Source organism: Streptacidiphilus sp. PAMC 29251 (assembly GCF_054208735.2).
Map to the genome: position 1 here is coordinate 6,270,073 of NZ_CM135725.2, position 15,523 is coordinate 6,285,595.

14 protein-coding genes and 1 pseudogene are annotated in these 15,523 nt (G+C 68.7%); 3 read left to right on the top strand and 12 right to left on the bottom strand.

The features are described from left to right. Nucleotides 1–9 precede the first annotated feature (9 nt). On the bottom strand, nucleotides 10–381 hold the full coding sequence (locus ACXKR8_RS29970; RefSeq protein WP_458275110.1) for a TIGR02391 family protein: 372 nt from the start codon (nucleotides 379–381) through the stop codon (nucleotides 10–12). Between the two features lie 17 nt (nucleotides 382–398). On the opposite strand from ACXKR8_RS29970, the gene ACXKR8_RS29975 reads away from it, so the two are divergent. After that, on the top strand, nucleotides 399–1,352 hold the full coding sequence (locus ACXKR8_RS29975) for a transposase family protein (protein WP_458266773.1): 954 nt from the start codon (nucleotides 399–401) through the stop codon (nucleotides 1,350–1,352). 40 nt (nucleotides 1,353–1,392) lie between these two features. Here the strand turns inward: ACXKR8_RS29975 and ACXKR8_RS29980 are convergent, their stop codons facing one another. The 9 genes and pseudogenes from ACXKR8_RS29980 to ACXKR8_RS30020 all read right to left on the bottom strand — a co-directional run bounded on the left by ACXKR8_RS29980 (nucleotide 1,393) and on the right by ACXKR8_RS30020 (nucleotide 11,105). Further along, complete coding sequence (locus tag ACXKR8_RS29980; RefSeq protein WP_458267690.1) at nucleotides 1,393–2,328, bottom strand: hypothetical protein; 936 nt, start codon at nucleotides 2,326–2,328, stop codon at nucleotides 1,393–1,395. Beyond that, nucleotides 2,309–2,827 carry a hypothetical protein gene (locus ACXKR8_RS29985; protein ID WP_458267691.1) on the bottom strand — a complete coding sequence of 173 codons (519 nt, stop codon included), beginning with the start codon at nucleotides 2,825–2,827 and terminating at the stop codon, nucleotides 2,309–2,311. The genes ACXKR8_RS29980 and ACXKR8_RS29985 overlap by 20 nt, the downstream gene beginning before the upstream one ends. A gap of 195 nt (nucleotides 2,828–3,022) precedes the next feature. Then, nucleotides 3,023–4,252, bottom strand: a complete 1,230-nt coding sequence (locus ACXKR8_RS29990) for a hypothetical protein (protein ID WP_458267692.1) — start codon at nucleotides 4,250–4,252, stop codon at nucleotides 3,023–3,025. A 9-nt stretch (nucleotides 4,253–4,261) separates the two neighbouring features. After that, nucleotides 4,262–5,293 (bottom strand): AAA family ATPase, encoded by a 1,032-nt coding sequence (locus ACXKR8_RS29995; RefSeq protein ID WP_458267693.1) that lies wholly within the window; start codon nucleotides 5,291–5,293, stop codon nucleotides 4,262–4,264. Then, nucleotides 5,287–7,275 (bottom strand): Mu transposase C-terminal domain-containing protein, encoded by a 1,989-nt coding sequence (locus ACXKR8_RS30000; protein ID WP_458275111.1) that lies wholly within the window; start codon nucleotides 7,273–7,275, stop codon nucleotides 5,287–5,289. Before ACXKR8_RS30000 ends, ACXKR8_RS29995 begins: the two co-directional genes overlap by 7 nt. A 68-nt stretch (nucleotides 7,276–7,343) precedes the next feature. Beyond that, nucleotides 7,344–8,096 carry a TnsA-like heteromeric transposase endonuclease subunit gene (locus ACXKR8_RS30005; RefSeq protein ID WP_458267694.1) on the bottom strand — a complete coding sequence of 251 codons (753 nt, stop codon included), beginning with the start codon at nucleotides 8,094–8,096 and terminating at the stop codon, nucleotides 7,344–7,346. A gap of 479 nt (nucleotides 8,097–8,575) precedes the next feature. Continuing rightward, nucleotides 8,576–9,610 (bottom strand): IS3 family transposase, encoded by a 1,035-nt coding sequence (locus ACXKR8_RS30010; protein WP_458275112.1) that lies wholly within the window; start codon nucleotides 9,608–9,610, stop codon nucleotides 8,576–8,578. Then, the gene (locus tag ACXKR8_RS30015) at nucleotides 9,607–10,005 is read right to left on the bottom strand and encodes a transposase (RefSeq protein WP_458266979.1); all 399 of its coding nucleotides are present in this window, start codon (nucleotides 10,003–10,005) and stop codon (nucleotides 9,607–9,609) included. Before ACXKR8_RS30015 ends, ACXKR8_RS30010 begins: the two co-directional genes overlap by 4 nt. Before the next feature lie 53 nt (nucleotides 10,006–10,058). Next, a pseudogene (locus ACXKR8_RS30020) lies at nucleotides 10,059–11,105 on the bottom strand (IS630 family transposase). A 114-nt stretch (nucleotides 11,106–11,219) separates the two neighbouring features. On the opposite strand from ACXKR8_RS30020, the gene ACXKR8_RS30025 reads away from it, so the two are divergent. Next, the gene (locus tag ACXKR8_RS30025) at nucleotides 11,220–12,134 is read left to right on the top strand and encodes a DUF6891 domain-containing protein (RefSeq protein ID WP_458267695.1); all 915 of its coding nucleotides are present in this window, start codon (nucleotides 11,220–11,222) and stop codon (nucleotides 12,132–12,134) included. 256 nt (nucleotides 12,135–12,390) lie between these two features. Here ACXKR8_RS30025 and ACXKR8_RS30030 read toward each other — a convergent pair whose 3' ends face one another. Beyond that, on the bottom strand, nucleotides 12,391–13,023 hold the full coding sequence (locus ACXKR8_RS30030; protein ID WP_458267696.1) for a formyl transferase: 633 nt from the start codon (nucleotides 13,021–13,023) through the stop codon (nucleotides 12,391–12,393). A gap of 145 nt (nucleotides 13,024–13,168) precedes the next feature. Between ACXKR8_RS30030 and ACXKR8_RS30035 the strand changes: the two genes are divergently transcribed. Further along, entirely contained in the window at nucleotides 13,169–14,371 is a 1,203-nt protein-coding gene (locus ACXKR8_RS30035; RefSeq protein WP_458267697.1) for a UDP-N-acetylglucosamine--N-acetylmuramyl-(pentapeptide) pyrophosphoryl-undecaprenol N-acetylglucosamine transferase, read from the top strand. Here the strand turns inward: ACXKR8_RS30035 and ACXKR8_RS30040 are convergent. Further along, nucleotides 14,299–15,522 carry a DegT/DnrJ/EryC1/StrS family aminotransferase gene (locus ACXKR8_RS30040; protein WP_458267698.1) on the bottom strand — a complete coding sequence of 408 codons (1,224 nt, stop codon included), beginning with the start codon at nucleotides 15,520–15,522 and terminating at the stop codon, nucleotides 14,299–14,301. The two genes, ACXKR8_RS30035 and ACXKR8_RS30040, sit on opposite strands and share 73 nt — an antisense overlap. Nucleotide 15,523: the final 1 nt, after the last annotated feature.

A 15,523-nucleotide genomic window follows, 5' to 3' on the forward strand; every position in this document is an offset into this window, starting at 1 on the left:
TGATCAATACTAGGAGCCTGAACCGTCCTCCGGAGTGGCTGCAAGCTGCAGGCGCTCCTCAGCGAGGTCCAATCGGCGGGATAGGTAGCTAAGGAACGCCAGGATCTCGAACGCCTCCTCCTCGGAGTACACCGGGTAGTCGCCGTGGCCCCCGGTGTTCCGGATGGCCTGCATCATGCCCATGAACAGGTATGAGAAGCCCTCCTGCTCATCGCCGCGCGTGAACTCATCCACGGCCCGGGTCGGATCGAGGAGCGGGGCGGTCAGCGCGAAGACCTTGCCCATCAGCGCCTTGCCGCTGATCATGCGATCCAGCAAGGGACGGGCGATGGTCTGCACGCGGTGCTCTAGATGCTTACGGCGCGGTGTACGAATAACGATCGTGGTATTGCCCGGACATGAAGCAGGCCGTGCGGTGGAGTGGTGTTGTGACGCATCACCCGGGCCGCACGGCCTTGTCCAAGCGTATCTTCACCGGCCTCCAGCCGCGGCGACTCGGCAAACTCGTCGCCGAACTCGCCGGCGTCTGGACTGCTGCCGAGGAATCCCGGCTGCGTGAACGCCGAGGCCACGAGCGGTTGCGTGCGGCCGGGGCCGGCCCCGACCACGATCTGGTGTTCGTGGACCGGATCATCGTGACCCTGGTGGCGCTGCGCTTCCAGCTCCCGCACGCGGCCCTGGCCGAGCTGTACCGAGTGGACCGCTCCACGGTCACCCGCGCGATCCGTGAGATCAGACCGCTGCTGGCCGCACGCGGATTCGCCGTCAAGGACCATCCCGAGCTGCGGCTTCGCACCCTGGCCGACGTCTTCGCCTACGCGGCGGCCGAGGGCGTCGAGCTGCGATTCGACGGGACCGAGGTCCAGGTCCGCCGCCCGCGCGCCAACAAGCCCGGCCGACGTGCGTTCGTCTCGGGCAAAAAGAAGATGAACACCAAGAAGGCCACCGTCGTCACCGACGGCCAGGGCCGGACTCTGTGGGCCGGGGCGTTCCGCCCCGGGCGGATGCACGACCAGACGGCGGTGCGCACCGAGGGAATCGCCGACCTGTTCAGGCAGTTCCCACAGGTCAAAGCCAAGGTCGACGCCGGATACCGGGGCCTGGCGAAGGAGTTTCCCGACCAGGTCCAGGCTCCGCCGCTCAAACCGAAGAAGGACGCGACACCCCAGGAACTCGCGGCCTGGAACGCGGAACGCCACCAGCAGTCGTCGGAGCGCATCTGCGTGGAGCACGCCAACGCCGAGCACAAGCAATGGCGCACCCTGCAACGCTTCCTCGGCCGCCGCGAAGACTTCGACGAGACCTACACAGCCGTAGCCGGCCTGGTCTCCGACCGCGCTGCCGAGAGGTGATCACCCATCAGACAACCCGCCAGGCCGACACGCCCTGACCTCAATCGCACACAGCGCCGTTACTCATCTCGAAGACTGCCTGCTTCAGGTACCCGTCTTGGAACAGCCTGCCGGCCTTAGCCTCGACGTCTGGATGGAGGCTCGCCAGCATGGCAGCCGCGCTTCCCGCGACCTCGGCGGTAGCCGGGAACCCCATCGCCTGAGCGGTCGCCGTGCCTGCAAAGACGTTGTGATTCAGCGGCAGTGGCTGCCCGCTGGATGGCTCCGGCGCCATGACACGGATTCGCCGCTCCCAGTAGTCGGTGAGGTCGCGGACATTGGCAAAGGGGCGGATACGGCGGTCAAAGTTCAAAGTCCAGTGCAGGTGCTCATGGTTGCGACCTAGCACAGAGCTCCATGGCTCGCTGATTGCCAGGTGGGAAGCTCGGTAGAGAACCTGAGGCGATGGAAGCGTTTTGGGGTCGAAGAACGCAAGCCCGCTCAGCGTCTCGGGGTCGATGCTCGGCATCGACGGCTGATCCGGGCCGCGCGGGGGCTCCCAATCCCGCTCGACAGCAGCAGCAACCCGCACGAGACCAAGAACGGCGTTGACCTCCGCACCGGAGTCATCACAGTTGGCGGCACCTGCAAGGGTCAGGCTGATCTCCTGATTCCCGCTCATCATCGTGGGGCGGCGAAGATCAACTCCCCGCACCAGCCCCTCGGGAAGCTTCTTGATTGCAGCCTCAACTGTCCTGTCCCAGTTGAAGCGCTCCGCGATCACATCGCTGACCTGCGCGGGGCAGATTGAGTGGGATGGTTGATGGCCCGTTGTCCCACTCAATCTGCCCCCGATGTGCGTCGAGGGCCTGCAGTCCCACTCGATCTGTCCCGGATCGGAGGTGTTCTGGCGCGGCTGTACTCCGGCAGCGATCTGGTCTGCGAGCATGCCTGCGACCTGCGGCGACCAGTCTGCTTCAGGGATCGGTTGGGTCAACGAGGAGAGCTTGGAAGTCGGGGAACTCCTCAGCGGCCCGAGTCTCTGCCCCAGCTACTGTCTGGCGGCTCCCTGGGGCAAATCGTTCCGCGACTTCCACCAACCCGTAGTTGAGCGAACCCTCTGGGGACGCATCGATGCCCATCACGGTGAATGCGTCTGCCAGGAACCAGAGGCAGCTGGCCAGATCGCGAGCGATGAGTTGCGGCCGTGTGTATGGCCCGATGGCTACGACGGGCTGTTCCTCGAGAGCGGCCCCGGGTCGGGCGAGCCAGAATGCCATGGAATCGAGGCCCTCCTCGCGATCCACGGCGAAGATCAGGAAGTCGTTCGCGGGGGCCCCGCCTGGGACGGCCAAGTCACGGAACCACGTCTCCATCTGCTTGGTCGGCAGGAAGTCCGGGAGAAACCGCAGGCCAACTCCGTCGAGGTCAAGCGGCACGTTTGCCAGAGCGAGCAAGGCTTCTGGCATCTGCGGGCGGCCGTCATCCAGGGTCACATCCGGGAGACTACTCAACTTGATCGGGTGAATGCGCAGTACCTTCCTCGGTGCCGTGATTGTGGCCGTCCTTCGTCGTGGGTCAAGGTCGTTCGTCCTCGGCTTCCACGACCTGTGCCTGGTCAAAGTCGAGGGCGACGAGGGCTGGCAGGTGGGACAGTTTGATACCCACGGTTCCGTGATCTGCTGGGCCTCCTACTGCTCTGACCTGGGCGAAGCCATCCAGGGACTCTGAATCAGCAGTTCCTCGACACGGTGGCCAACTACCGTGTCACCTGCGGCTATCTGCGGAGCCCCGGGCGCATTCGGATCTTGCTCGGATCCGCCTTGGGCGCTGCGCGTGAGGATGGCCGCGGCGAGTGCGATGACGTCGGGGTATTTCGCCGCGTCAGCGTAGGCGTCGTGGTCGGTGGGGACGCCGTGGTGGTTGCTGGCGGTCTGCAGCGCGAGGAGTCGGTACTTCCAATGCTCCGCGATGGCTCTCGGCGAGGACGGCCAGGCAGGAATCACTTCGGCTGAGGCCTGTTGGGCGAGCATCAGCTGTTGCGGCGAGCACCGGCGTAGGAGCCGGCGGGCCCGGTACTGGGCTCTGATGATCTCCGGGCAGATGGCGAGGTCGATCTGCGGCTGGTCGCCGTCGCTGAGCCAGATGCCGTGCCGGGTGCAGATCGCGTGGTGCGCGGGCAGGTGGACGTGGACGCGCTGCGCGATGCCGCGGCGGGCGGTGCATCGGCGGCAGGCGGTGGTGGCTCGGATCAGGAGGTGCGCGTCGGCGGCCCTGAAGGCGGGCAGCGCTCGACTGAGGGCGGCCGGGGTCGTGCTGGTGAGCCGGGCGAGAGCGTTCAGTGCCCGGGCGCTCGCGGGGGCGAGCATGTGGTGCTGGGAGCGGTCGTCAGGATTGCTGATCTTTGTGGTGAACCAGGGGGGCAGGACGGCGAGGACTTCGGCGAGGGTGAGGTGGCTGGCGTCAGCGGTGCGGGTCAGGTAGGAGTCGAGGGTCTCGCCGGCGATGGGGGCGATGGGCCGCGGCAGGACCGGTGTGTTCCGGGCCGGAGGGGGCGGGCCTGAGGGGCTCGGCTCTGAGAGTCGCGGCGGCACCGGCTCCTGGCGGCCGGGGGTGATCCGGTGGCGGGTCAGCGCGCGGTAGAAAGTCGCCCGGCTGCCCTCGAAGCCAAGGCCGACGACTTCGGCGAACAGGGTGTTGGCGGGCAGGTGCGCGTCCGCGGCGAAGCGCTGCCGGCAGTAGCGGGCGAGAGGGCCGGTGAGCAGGCTGGGCCGCGGGGCTCGGACTCCGGGTGTCGTGCGTCCGCTCAGGTAGTCGCGGATGGTCTGCGGGGCGTGGCCGAGCTGGTCGGCGATGGCGCGAGCCGACCAGCCGGCCCGGTCCAGGGCGAGGATCTGCTCGACGCGTTCTTGGGGCAGCATGGGCCGCGCTCAGGTGGCCGGAGGGCGCGGGGATTGGGAGGCGATGTCGGCGTCGATGGCGGCCAGGGCCTTCTTGGTGATGCGCTCGGTGCCGTCGAGGACGGCGTTGATCGCGGCGCCGCGGATCAGCCAGAGCAGGCTTCCGATCATGCCGTGGGTGCGTTGATGGAGGTAGCGGTCCAGGCCGGGCAGGGTCCCGGGCTGGTGGTAGTGCAGGCGCAGGCTGTCCTCCAGGGCGGCGATCAGGGCTGTCCACTGCTGGTCTGGGGCGAACGGGCCGGTGCGGACCATGCCGAACCGGCCAGCGATCTGTTCGCCGCGGGTTCCCGAGAGCAGTCCGGTGCGCTCCAGGCTGATTCCGGCGTAGGCGAAGGTCGCCGGGATCCGCTCGGAGAAGTATTTCAGCGTGTCGGAGGCTTCGGCGCCGGCCCGGGTGCGGGTGTCCAGATTGTGGAGTTCGTCGATGGCCACGAGGGTGACACGGGTGTCCAGGCTCACTGCGAGGACCACGTCGGCGATGTCGGTGATGTTGGACCGGCCCGAGATCGGCAGGTCGAAGAACCGCGCGAACTCCATGGCCATCATCTTCGGCGTGGCCGCCGGGGGGACGGTGATGTAGACCACCGGGGCGTCACCGGTGGAGCGCGGGTGGCGACGGCGGTGGATCAGCTCGACTGTCTTTCCCAACTGGGTCAGCGCGGTGGTCTTCCCGGTTCTGGGTGGTCCGGAGACGATGAGTCCGCACCGCCCGTAGTGGGCGTTCTTGTTCATCTGGATCAGGCGGCGGCCGCTGGTGACGACCTGGTGGACGGTCGGGGTCTGGACCACCAGCAGGCGGGAGTGGTGATCGATACGGTCGTCGTCGTAGCCAGTGCGCTTGTCGTCCTCCAAGCCCAGCCACAACACCTCGGGCAGCAGGTCCGGCGCTGACAGCGTCTCGTCCATGAACCCGCGCCATCCGGCCAGCGTGGTCAGCTGCAGATGTTCGAACTCGCCGGGGCCACCGGTTCCCGGTCGCTGCGGGGCGCGGCCGGTCACCATCGTTTGTCCGCTTCGGCGAACGGATCGAAGATCGGCATCGGGATGACCTCGGCGAGGGGCTGCGGATCCTGTTCGTCCTGGTCCGCGCGGTCCGGGGACGGATCGGGAGATGCCTGGGGGCGGGCGGTGGCCTTGGTGCGGGCCGCGACGCGCCGCTCGCGCTTGGAGGCAGCCGGTCCCTCCTGCGGGGTCTGACCGGGGCCGGCGGCGGCGCGCCGCAGCAGGTCTTGCACCGCGTCGGCGATCTGCTCCTCGGTGGCACCGGGCGGCGTGTTGGCGCGCGCGTGGTCCCAGGCCAGGTCGCCGAACGGGATCGGGGCTCGCTGCAGGTGGCGCCAGGGCACGTTGATCCAGCCGCCGCGCGGCTCGCGCACCCAGACGCGCGAGACGTCGTAGGGGTCGTGGTGGACCTCCCACAGGTTCCTCTTGTGTGTCACGCCCGAGGGCTGCCCGCGCCAGGGGTTGAGCGCTGCCGCGTCGTAGGTCCGCCGTCCGATACGTACTCCGTAGGCGTTGATCGCCCGCCAGGTCGCGGGCAGTAGCTCGATGTAGTCCTCGGGACCCAGCGCGATCGGCACGTAGCCGGCGGCCTCCACCAGCGCGGCGTACTTCTCGTTGGGGGTGAACGCGCGCCCTGGTGCCAGCGGATCGCGCAGCCCGTCGTGGGGCCGGTTCTGCCACAGGATCAGCCACTCGTCCAGCAGCGCCTGCAGTTCCAGCTGCGACCACAAGGGCTGGTCCTCCACCTGGTAGCCGCGGCGCTCGACGCTGGAGCCGGTGTAGCCGGCGACGAACTGGCTGAACAGCGTGCCCACGGAGGAGAACATCCGCTCGATATGGGGCTTCTCCGCGCCCGAAGCGGGGTGCACGGGTTGGAAAGTGATCCCCAGGAACCGGCAAGACGCCCGGAAGTTGTGGGAGATGAACACCTTGCCCAGGTCGCAGACGATCGTGTCCGGGACGATCACCGGTTTGGCCGCCGCGTGCTCCAAACGCTCGTCGATGGCCATCAGCCGCCGGTGCGGCAGTACCGAGTGCGCCATCGACAGCGCCTCGATCCAGCCCGGGCGCATCGGCTCGGGAGTCACGGTGCGGGCCAGCAGCACCGAGGCGTCCACCGACTTGGTGGTCGGGGAGAGCACCGCCGCGGTCACCGTCCGCGTCGCGACGTCGATCATGCCGGTCAGTTCCAGACGACCGATCACCCCGCTGTCCAGCAGCACCAGCACGTCCAGCGGCGTGGAGTCGATCTGCACGATCTCCCCCGGCGCGTCCACCGCAAGTGCCCCGAACGGGGCTTCGGGACGGCCAGCCAAAGAGCGCCGGGTGCGCGCCGAGCCGGTGGTGTGCGTGTCGGACAACCTGGCGAACAGGCGGTAGGACGTCGTGCGCGAGGGCATCGCCACCGCACCGGGCCCGTGCCAGGACGCGAGGATCTGCTCAGTGCGCCACAACGCGTGACCGGCGGTGCGCGAGGACGCCTCGGCAGTCTCCGCGATCGCCTCGCGCATCGCCGCCACCACCCGCTCATCGACCCGACCGGCCGGCGACGCCGGCTTGGTCAAACGGCGGTCCACCAGCGCGCGCACCCCGCCGGCCTCGTAGCGCTGCCGCTGACGCTTGACCCGGCTGACGCTCACCTGGTGTCCGGCGTCCGCCAGCTCACGGGCCTTGGCTGCCTCACGCTGGGTCAGCGTGGTGCCAAGCGGATCGTAGCCGGGTCGCGCCGACGCCCCCGGCAGCGCGTCGGGGCCCACCCCGTAGATGACCTCCAGGACGTGACGCTCCCACCACAGCGCCTCCTCGACCAGGTGCGTCGGCAGCTCATCCAGCAGCCCCGACGCCGGAAGCTTCGCGCGCCCGCGCGCCCCGACGATCGAGAAGCTGGCGTCGGCCTGCAGGTCGCTCAGGTGCACGGCCAGGTCGGGACCGCGCCGGAACTCCTCGGCCAACCGCACCAGCGTGCCCGACAAACCCAGCACCGTATAGGAAGCACCCCGGTAGCTGATCCGGTCGCCGCGGTGCAACACCCCCGGCCTGCGCGGCGCGCTCACCGCGCCTGCCCCCGGGCCCCGACGCCCACCGGCGTCGATGCGTCGAGGACCCGCGCGTGCAGGTCCGCGGACAGATGCCCGCACCACAGCAGGTGATAGAGCACCGGGAGGACCAGCAGCCGTTCCCCGACCATCCCCGCCCCCTCGAACAGGGGCTGGGCCTGCGCAAAGACCTCAAGCAGCCGCTCGGCGACGCCCGCCGGGCCCCGGCATCGCGGATGCCGGTAGCGTGAGATCCAGCGCAGATTGCGCACGAATACCGGTGTCATCGTCCCCAACCGACGAAACTCCCAGCCGACCAGCCCGCACGCCCGCCGTGTCGCCTCGAACGCCTGCGCATCGCGGGGCTCGATGCGATCGTCCGCCCGCACGTCGAGCACCACCCCGGTACCGTCCGCCTTGCGGACGAAGTAGTCAGGGGCATGGCGTCGGCGCTCGGCCTCCACCGTCCAGTGCAGCCAAAACGGCTGCGAGGCCAACCCCACCACCTGCGGATCGAAGTCGAGAAGCATCGCGTGATCACGCTCAAGCCACGACTCGAAGCCCACATGACGCCCCGTCGTCACCGCGTAATACCACCCGGGGAAGTGCCGCTGCCCCTTGCGCGAGAAGAACGCTCGCACCGGCCCAACGTCCTCGAACGCCACACTCCAGCAACGCGACAGCCCCTCACGCCGCTCAACACCCTCGGCGTCGAAAAACCCCAGCTCAAACCCCTCGGCGTCCGCAACGGCAAGCACCGCGCTCATCGGCCCCTCCGGATCTCCCCAGGGGCAACTGTAGTGAGACAGAACAGTCAGTAGGGGCAGAACGAGTGGAACCGGGGCACTTCAAGAGGGACAGGACATCAACGAAGGACCCATCTCCCTCGCTCCTGTAAAGCTCCCGATCAATCTCATCGAAAGTTGGCCAAGCGTTGTTCTTCGTGAACCACGACCAGATGGCGTTGAGCAGGCGGAATCCTCGGGGTCCAGAGGGGCTTGGCATTCCGTCCGGCCGGGCTACGGGCAAGTGAAAAGTCATCAACTGTCCTATTGAGAAGTACCGTTCGCGCTAGTGCGAGAGTACGCCGTTCCACTCGCTCCGCCGGGGGATTTGACCCGAGGCCAACTGCTGAGGTTGAAAGTGTGGTGGCCTGCGCTGGTGTCACCGGGGTTCGATGATCAGTCCGGTCTCGGTGAGGCAGCCCTCGACGGAACGTGTCAAGTCAAATGAGACGTTCGTACGGTTATGCGCTCTGTTGTGCTGATTCGGGTTCTCTGCGTTTGGCGGGGTCGTTGATCCACGCCTGATCGGGGATCTTGGGCGGGCGGGGGCGGTGGGCGAAGCGTTCGGGGTGGCGGGCGTATGCCTCGTTGAGCGTGACGGCGCGCTGGTCCTGGACTTGGCCGGCGGTGCCGAAGTGCACGGACGCAGGCGTGTGCAGCCCGATGCCCGAATGGCGATGCTCATGGTTGTAATAGGCAATGAATGAGTCGAACCACTCGCGTGCGTGGTTCAGGGAGTCGAACCGCGCCGGGTAGTCGGCCATGTACTTCGTGGTTTTGAACTGGCTTTCGCTGTACGGGTTGTCATTCGAGACCTTGGGGCGCGAGTGCGAGCGCGTCACGCCCAGATCGATGAGCAACTGCGAGACTTTCTTGCTGGTCATCGAGGTGCCGCGGTCCGCGTGCAGGTGCTCGGGGGCGATGCCGTTGCGTTCGACGGTCTCGCTGATCAACTCCTCGGCGCGCTCGGCCGATTCGGCCATCTCCACGGTGTAGCCGACGACGTAGCGGCTGAAGATGTCGATGATGACGTAGGCGTGGTACCAGATGCCCTTGTCTGGTCCGGCCAGTTTGGTGATGTCCCAACTGAAGACCTGCGAGGGGGCGGTGGCCACGAGTTCGGGGATGGACTTGGCGGCGTGGGTGGCCTGGCGGCGGCGCTCGCCGGTCTGGCCCTGGGCCTCCAGGATCCGGTACATCGTGCGCACTGAGCAGTAGTAGCGGCCCTCGTCCAGTTCGCGCGCCCAGATCTGGGCAGGTGCCAGTTCGGCATAGGCCGGGCTGTTCATCAGTGCCAGGATCCGCGCGCGCTCCGCCGGAGCCAGAGCTGAGGGCGGCGAGGGGCGCGGAGCGCGCTCGCGCGGCGGGGGCGGGTTGAGCCGACGGTAGTGCGTGGCCCGTGAGCGACCGGTCAGCCGGCAGGCCGCAGTGGTGTTCAACTCCCGCTCCAGCGACTGGAAGAGCTCGTCGGCGACCTGCTCGGCCTCGGCTTTCAGCCCGCACTCTTGGAGAGCAGTTCCAAGAGTGCGGAAGCTTTTCCCAGCAGCTCCAGGGCGGCGTCCTTCTGCGCCAGCTCCCGTTCCACGACGGCCAGCCTCTTGCGCAGCCGCTCGGCCTCGGCTGCTTCGGCGGGCCTCTTGGGGCGTGCGGGCGAGGTCCGCCGGTCGGCGAGCGTGGCCATCGCTCCGGCGTCTCGCGCGGCCCGCCACTCGATGATGTGCGAGTGGTACAACCGCTCGCGGCGCAGGACCGCGCCCTTCTCCCCGCTGGGGGCGGCATCGTACTCAGCGACGATCCGCAGCTTGTATTCCGCCGTGAACGTGCGCCGCTTCGGCCGCGGGGCCGGGTCGGGCTCGGGGGCTGTGCGTGAGGTGGTGGTATTGGAAGCCATGCCGGGAATCTCCTGTCTCGCCCATCCAGACTAACCCGGACGAACCGGACGTCTCAGTCGAGACTGTCAGAGAGGGCGATGAGGTGGGGGCGGTACTGGATCTGCTTCAGCTTGCGTTTGACGACCTGGACGAGGTGGTTGAGGTCGGCGGCGGCGAAGTTCGCCAGGCCACGCTTGACCAGCGACCAGATCCCTTCCTGCGGGTTGAGGTCCGGCGCGTAGGAGGGGAACTGGAACACCTCCAGCCACTCGCGGTGCTCGATGGCGTACTCGGTCAGGCCGTCGGTCAGGTGGGTGCTGAGGTTGTCCCGGCACCAGACCACCGGGCCGCCGAGCTGGGTGTGCGTCATCGCGGTGAAGTCGCGGTAGTCCTGCCAGGTGAAGCTCTTCCCCTCGCGCTTGCGGCCCCGGTAGACGTGCAGCTTGTAGAAGAACCGGGGCCGGTGGCCGGGCTTGAAGCAGACCACGCCGGCCATGGTCACCCGGCCCCGGCTGCCGACCACCACCCGCACCTCGGGGGTGCGCCCGCGTGGTGCCCAGGTCCGGCCCCTGGGCGGCCTCATGCCCTGGCCGGCCTCGTCAGCGAAGCAGATCCAGGCGTCACGGGCCCGCCGTCCTTTTGGCTGCGGCCAGACCTCCGCCTTTCAGACCTCGCCCGCCGCGTCGTCGCGCTCCAGCGCCCGACGTACCGGCACCTGCACGGACCAGCCGTGACGCCGCAGCAGGTGCCACACGCCCTGCACGGTGTAGCCGACGTGGAACCGGCGCGCGATCACCAGCCGGATCCGGCCCAGCGTCCAGCACCGGTCCTCACTCCAGCCGTGCGCCATCGGACCGTGCTCCAATTCACGCACCAGCACCAGCCACTGATCCGAGCCCAGCCGCTCCACCGAGTGCGGACCCCTCGACCGCAACGCGTCCGCGCCGCCCTGGCGCCAGGCCTGACGCCACTTGCGCACCTGCCGCTCACCCACCCGCAGCGCGGCCGCGACCACCGCCGTCGACTCCCCGGCAGCGAACCGCTCCGCCGCCTCCAACCGCACCAGCTCCCGCTGCACCTGTCCCTTCGGTGACAGGCCGCCACCCTGCGCGTACCTCATGCAACCGGCGTACCGCAGGGATCAAGAACCGTCAGCCACCGGAACCGGCCAACACGCTTTCAACCTCAGCGAGCGGCGGAATCCACTGTCAGTGGGCTGTGCCAAAGTCTGTACATGGTAGAGATCATGGTGGCGACCAACCAGGAACGGCACGTCCGCCCGTCTGCCGAGAAACTGGCCGAGCTGGTTCACCGCATCGGTGCCCGCGACGACCGGTTCCTGGTGCTCGAGCGGATACCCGATCTGCCCGACGTTTTCGCTCAGGTGCTGCACGAGCCGGGTGACGGATACACCCTGGAGCACCGCGACGGTGCTGCCGACCGGCACTTTGAAACGACAGTCATCGAGCCCGAGGAAGCGGTCAGAGTGCTTACCGCCTGGGCGCGGCAGCAGCCGGGCTGGCAGAACGGGTTGGCCTGGTCGCTGCTGGACCTGGGACCCGTCGTGGAGGCACCCCCGCTCGACCTCGGTGACGCCGAGCGTGCGGAGTTGGAGGCCGAAGTCCGGGAGGTGCTGATCGGTGGCTATGCCTCCCGCGTGGAACTCGCCGAACTGGCGGAGGAGTACCTGGTCACCAAGGACCGCCGACCCGTCTCGCGCCAGCAGGCCCTGGCCTTGGCCGACCGGCTGTGGCTCGAACGCGTCGAGGAGCAGTCCAGCTGGGAGGGCGAGACCGACCCCGAACGCCTCACCCGCGCGTTCGCCCTCCTGGAGGCAGCCGGCATCACGGCCCGCGAGAACTTCACCTGCTGCCGCAACTGCGGACAGACCGAGATCGGCGGCGAAGCCGCCCCCGGCTCCTGCGGCTTCGTCTACTTCCATAACCAGTGCACCGCCGCCGCCGCACGGGGCCAGGGGCTGACGCTCCTCTACGGCGGCTTCGACGACTCGGCGGAAACCACCCGAGCCGTCGGCGACGAGGTCGTGGCGGCCCTTGAGGCAACCGGGCTCCACTCCAACTGGGGCCGCGACCCGAGCCGCGCCATCAGAGTCACTCCGCTGGACTGGCGCCACCGCCTGACACGCTGAACAGAGCGATGCGTTGAGGACGGGAGACGGCGCTACCGCGAGAACCGAAGTCGGCAACTTCAGCGCAGAGCCACTGCCCAGCACCTGGCCGGAGAACCGCTCGCAGACGGCGGCCAGGGTGGGGGGCGAAGTAGCTACCGACGTGCGGCACCATCAAGTCCTCACCGGCAGCTCGGGACTCCAGGTAGCCCAGCGCGGCGTCCGGGTCGGCGAGCAGCTCGCGTGTCCTGCACTTGCGGGCGGACTTCGGGAGTGGTCACCGTGACGTCTGTCGGGTCCAGTCGCTGCGGTCGCCGAGCTGGTAGTTGTCTCGGCTGTGGTGGGTTACTGCGGCGGTCTCGTCCTGGGGGCGGGGGGTGATGTGGTCGAGGTGGACCAGTGTGTGGGTGATGAGGAGGCGGCCGTGTTCCATGGAGCGCTGCCAGACGTCGCACACCTCGTCGGTGTCGGGCCAGATGGAGAACAGGGCTTCGGCGATGACCGGTCCGGTGTCGACGCCGGTCTCGATGGCGTGGATGGTGACGCCGTGGAGGGTCTCCCGGTTGCGAAGGGCCCAGTTGACGGGGCGGACACCTCGGTACTGAGGCAGGCGGCCGGGGTGGAGGTTGATGATGCGCTCGGCGCGATTGATCAGGTCGGGGCCGATGATCTGGTCGTAGAGCACGCTGAAGACGAGGTCGAAGCGGCCGTCGAGGTCGCGCCAGTCGCCTGAGCGCAGGACACGTGTCGCTGGCCAGTTCTTGGTCACGTAACCGGACAAGGGGATGTCCCAATCGGGTTCTTGGGCGACGGGGACCACGGTGTCCAGGGCCATGCCGGGCAGTGCCGCGATGGTTTCGCAGGCGTGGGCGGCGAGGCTGCCCTTCCCGAGTACGGCTGCACGTTTCATGTTCGAGCCTCCTGTTCTCAAGTGCGTTCAGTGGATGGTTGGTTCACTTCATGCGGTGGGTGAAAAGCCTGCTATCGTCCCGTAATCTCCCGATCCTTCGTCGGCCAGGGCTCGGTTCTGGCACCGTCAGACAGGAAGTCCCGCTATGGCCAGCGACCTCGTCAGCGCCCTGCCGTTCGGCCCGGAGCGGGCGTTGCGCCTGATCGTGTCGGGGGGCGGGACCGGTGGGCACACCTATCCCGCGCTGACTGCGGTGCGCGCTCTGGCGGCCCGGCTGGCCGGACACGGTCGGACGCTGGAGGTGCTGTGGGTCGGCACTGCCGGGAGCCTTGAGGAGCGCGTCGCCACCAGCGAGGGCATCGCCTTCGCCCCGGTGGCCACGGGCAAGATCCGGCGTTCCAGCAACCCGCTGAGGATGCTGTCGGTGGCCAACGCGAAGGACATGGGCCGGGTACCGCTGGGTGCGGCCCAGGCGCGGTCGATCGTCGCCGACTTCCGCCCCGACGTGGTGCTGGGCACCGGTGGATATGTCGCCGTCCCCATCGGCCTGGCGGCGAAGGTGTGCCGCGTACCGCTGGTCATTCACGAGCAGACCGTGCGGCTCGGGCTGGCGAACAAAGCGCTGGCCCGTGCGGCGGCGCGGGTGGCGGTCTCTTCGGAGGCTTCGCTGCCGCTGCTGCCCGATTCGGCTCGGCGTACTGCCGTGGTGACCGGCAACCCGGTGCGCCCGCAGGTGCTCGCTGGAAGTGCGGACAAGGCGGTCACGGCTCTGGGTCTGGACGGGTTCGACCGCAGGCTGCCGACTGTCTACGTCACCGGCGGCGCCCAGGGGGCCCGGCAGATCAACCAGGCCGTGGTCGCCATCCTGCCGTGGCTGCTGGAGCAGGCCAACGTGATCCACCAGTGCGGGCCGACCGCCGTGGAGGAACTGGCGGCCCGCGCCGCCGCTCTCCCCGCCCAGTTGGTGGGCCGCTACTTCCTGACTGGGTTCGTCGGATCTGAGCTGCCCGACGTGCTCGCCCTGGCCGACGTGGTGGTCTCGCGCAGCGGCGCGGGCACCATCGCGGAGATCACCGCTCTGGGTAAGGCCTCGGTGCTGGTGCCGCTGGTCACCTCGGCCGGCAACGAGCAGGCCCACAACGCCGCCCACCTGCAGCAGGCCGGGGCCGCTGTGGCACTCCTCGGCGAGGTGACCCCCGAGACGCTGCGGGAGGCGGTCGCCCCGCTGCTTGCCGACCCGGTGCGGCGTGACGAGGTGGCGCGGCAGGCACGTGCTCACGGCCGTCCCGAAGCGGCGGAGCTGCTGGTCGACGTGCTGCTGTCGGTGGTGGCCGAGGGCCGCTCGTAGCAGGGCTGGGAGGGTCGCTCGTCGGCTCGGCTGATGGACAGTGCCTGGCCGAGCACGGTGACGACGTGGACCACGTCCGCGCTGGTCATGGCCGGATGGAAAGGCAGGCTCAGAATTTCCCTGGCCGCCTGCTCGGTGGCGGGCAGGTCCCGGTGCCAGCGGGCGAAGGCCGGCTGGAGGTGGTTGGGCGGGTAGTGCACGCCGACGGCGACGCCCTCGGCGTGCATCAGCTGGAAGACGGCGTCGCGCCTCGGGACGCGGACCACGCAGTTGAACGGGAGCGTGCTGTCGATGCCGACGTCGACCAGGGTTGCGTCGTCGAGGTTGAGCAACGCGGCCTGGTAGGCCCGCCACAGGGACTTGCGGTGGCCCTCCAGCGCCGCGAAGTGACGTAGTTGGACCCGGCCGATCGCGGCGTTGATGCCCGACAGCGGGGCACGCAGACCGGCGCTCTCGACCGTGTACGTGGTGGTGCGCACGCGCTCGTGCTGCGGCTGGACGATGCCCAGCAGCCGCAGGCTCCTGGCCACGTCGGCCGCCTGGTCGGTGCGCGGCACGATCGCTCCGCCCTGGCCGCAGGTCAGTTGCTTGATCGGGCCGAAGGAGAAGCACGTGGTCACCTGAGGGCGGGCTCCGACGCGCTGCGGGCCGCACCAGGAGCCGAACGCCTGGGCGGCGTCCTCCACGATCGCGATGCCCATGGCCGCCAGGGTGTCGTGGACGCCGCCCAGGTCCACGGCACGTCCGCCGTACAGGACCGGCATCACGGCGCGGGTTGCCGGGGTGAGCGCCTCCATGACGGTGCGTTCGGTGACGCACAGGGTGTCCGGGTCGACCTCGGCGAAGTGCGGGACGGCGCCGCACATGAGGATGGCCTGCACGCTCGCGCAGAAGGTCAGCGAGGGCACGACCACCTCATCCCCTGCTCGGATGCCTGCGGCGAGCAGGGCGATGTGGAGCGCGTCGGTACCCGAAGCGACCGCCACGACCTGGGGGACGCCCAGGTACTGCGCCAGCTCCCGCTCGAATGCCTCGGTCTCGCGGCTGTGCCCGTACTGGCCCTCGGCCAGTACCGCAGCCACGGCACCGGCCTCGGGACCGTGGATGAAGGGCTTGGCATTGACGCTCGACTGCATGGTCCGGCTGATCATC

Excerpts from the sequence above, each read along its gene's own strand:
- ACXKR8_RS29975 (WP_458266773.1), top strand. The coding sequence starts at position 399 with ATGAAGCAGGCCGTGCGGTGGAGTGGTGTTGTGACGCATCACCCGGGC.
- ACXKR8_RS29990 (WP_458267692.1), bottom strand. The coding sequence starts at position 4,252 with ATGCTGCCCCAAGAACGCGTCGAGCAGATCCTCGCCCTGGACCGGGCC.
- ACXKR8_RS29995 (WP_458267693.1), bottom strand. The coding sequence starts at position 5,293 with ATGGTGACCGGCCGCGCCCCGCAGCGACCGGGAACCGGTGGCCCCGGC.
- ACXKR8_RS30005 (WP_458267694.1), bottom strand. The coding sequence starts at position 8,096 with ATGAGCGCGGTGCTTGCCGTTGCGGACGCCGAGGGGTTTGAGCTGGGG.
- ACXKR8_RS30015 (WP_458266979.1), bottom strand. The coding sequence starts at position 10,005 with ATGGCTTCCAATACCACCACCTCACGCACAGCCCCCGAGCCCGACCCG.
- ACXKR8_RS30025 (WP_458267695.1), top strand. The coding sequence starts at position 11,220 with ATGGTAGAGATCATGGTGGCGACCAACCAGGAACGGCACGTCCGCCCG.
- ACXKR8_RS30030 (WP_458267696.1), bottom strand. The coding sequence starts at position 13,023 with ATGAAACGTGCAGCCGTACTCGGGAAGGGCAGCCTCGCCGCCCACGCC.
- ACXKR8_RS30035 (WP_458267697.1), top strand. The coding sequence starts at position 13,169 with ATGGCCAGCGACCTCGTCAGCGCCCTGCCGTTCGGCCCGGAGCGGGCG.
- ACXKR8_RS30040 (WP_458267698.1), bottom strand. The coding sequence starts at position 15,522 with ATGATCAGCCGGACCATGCAGTCGAGCGTCAATGCCAAGCCCTTCATC.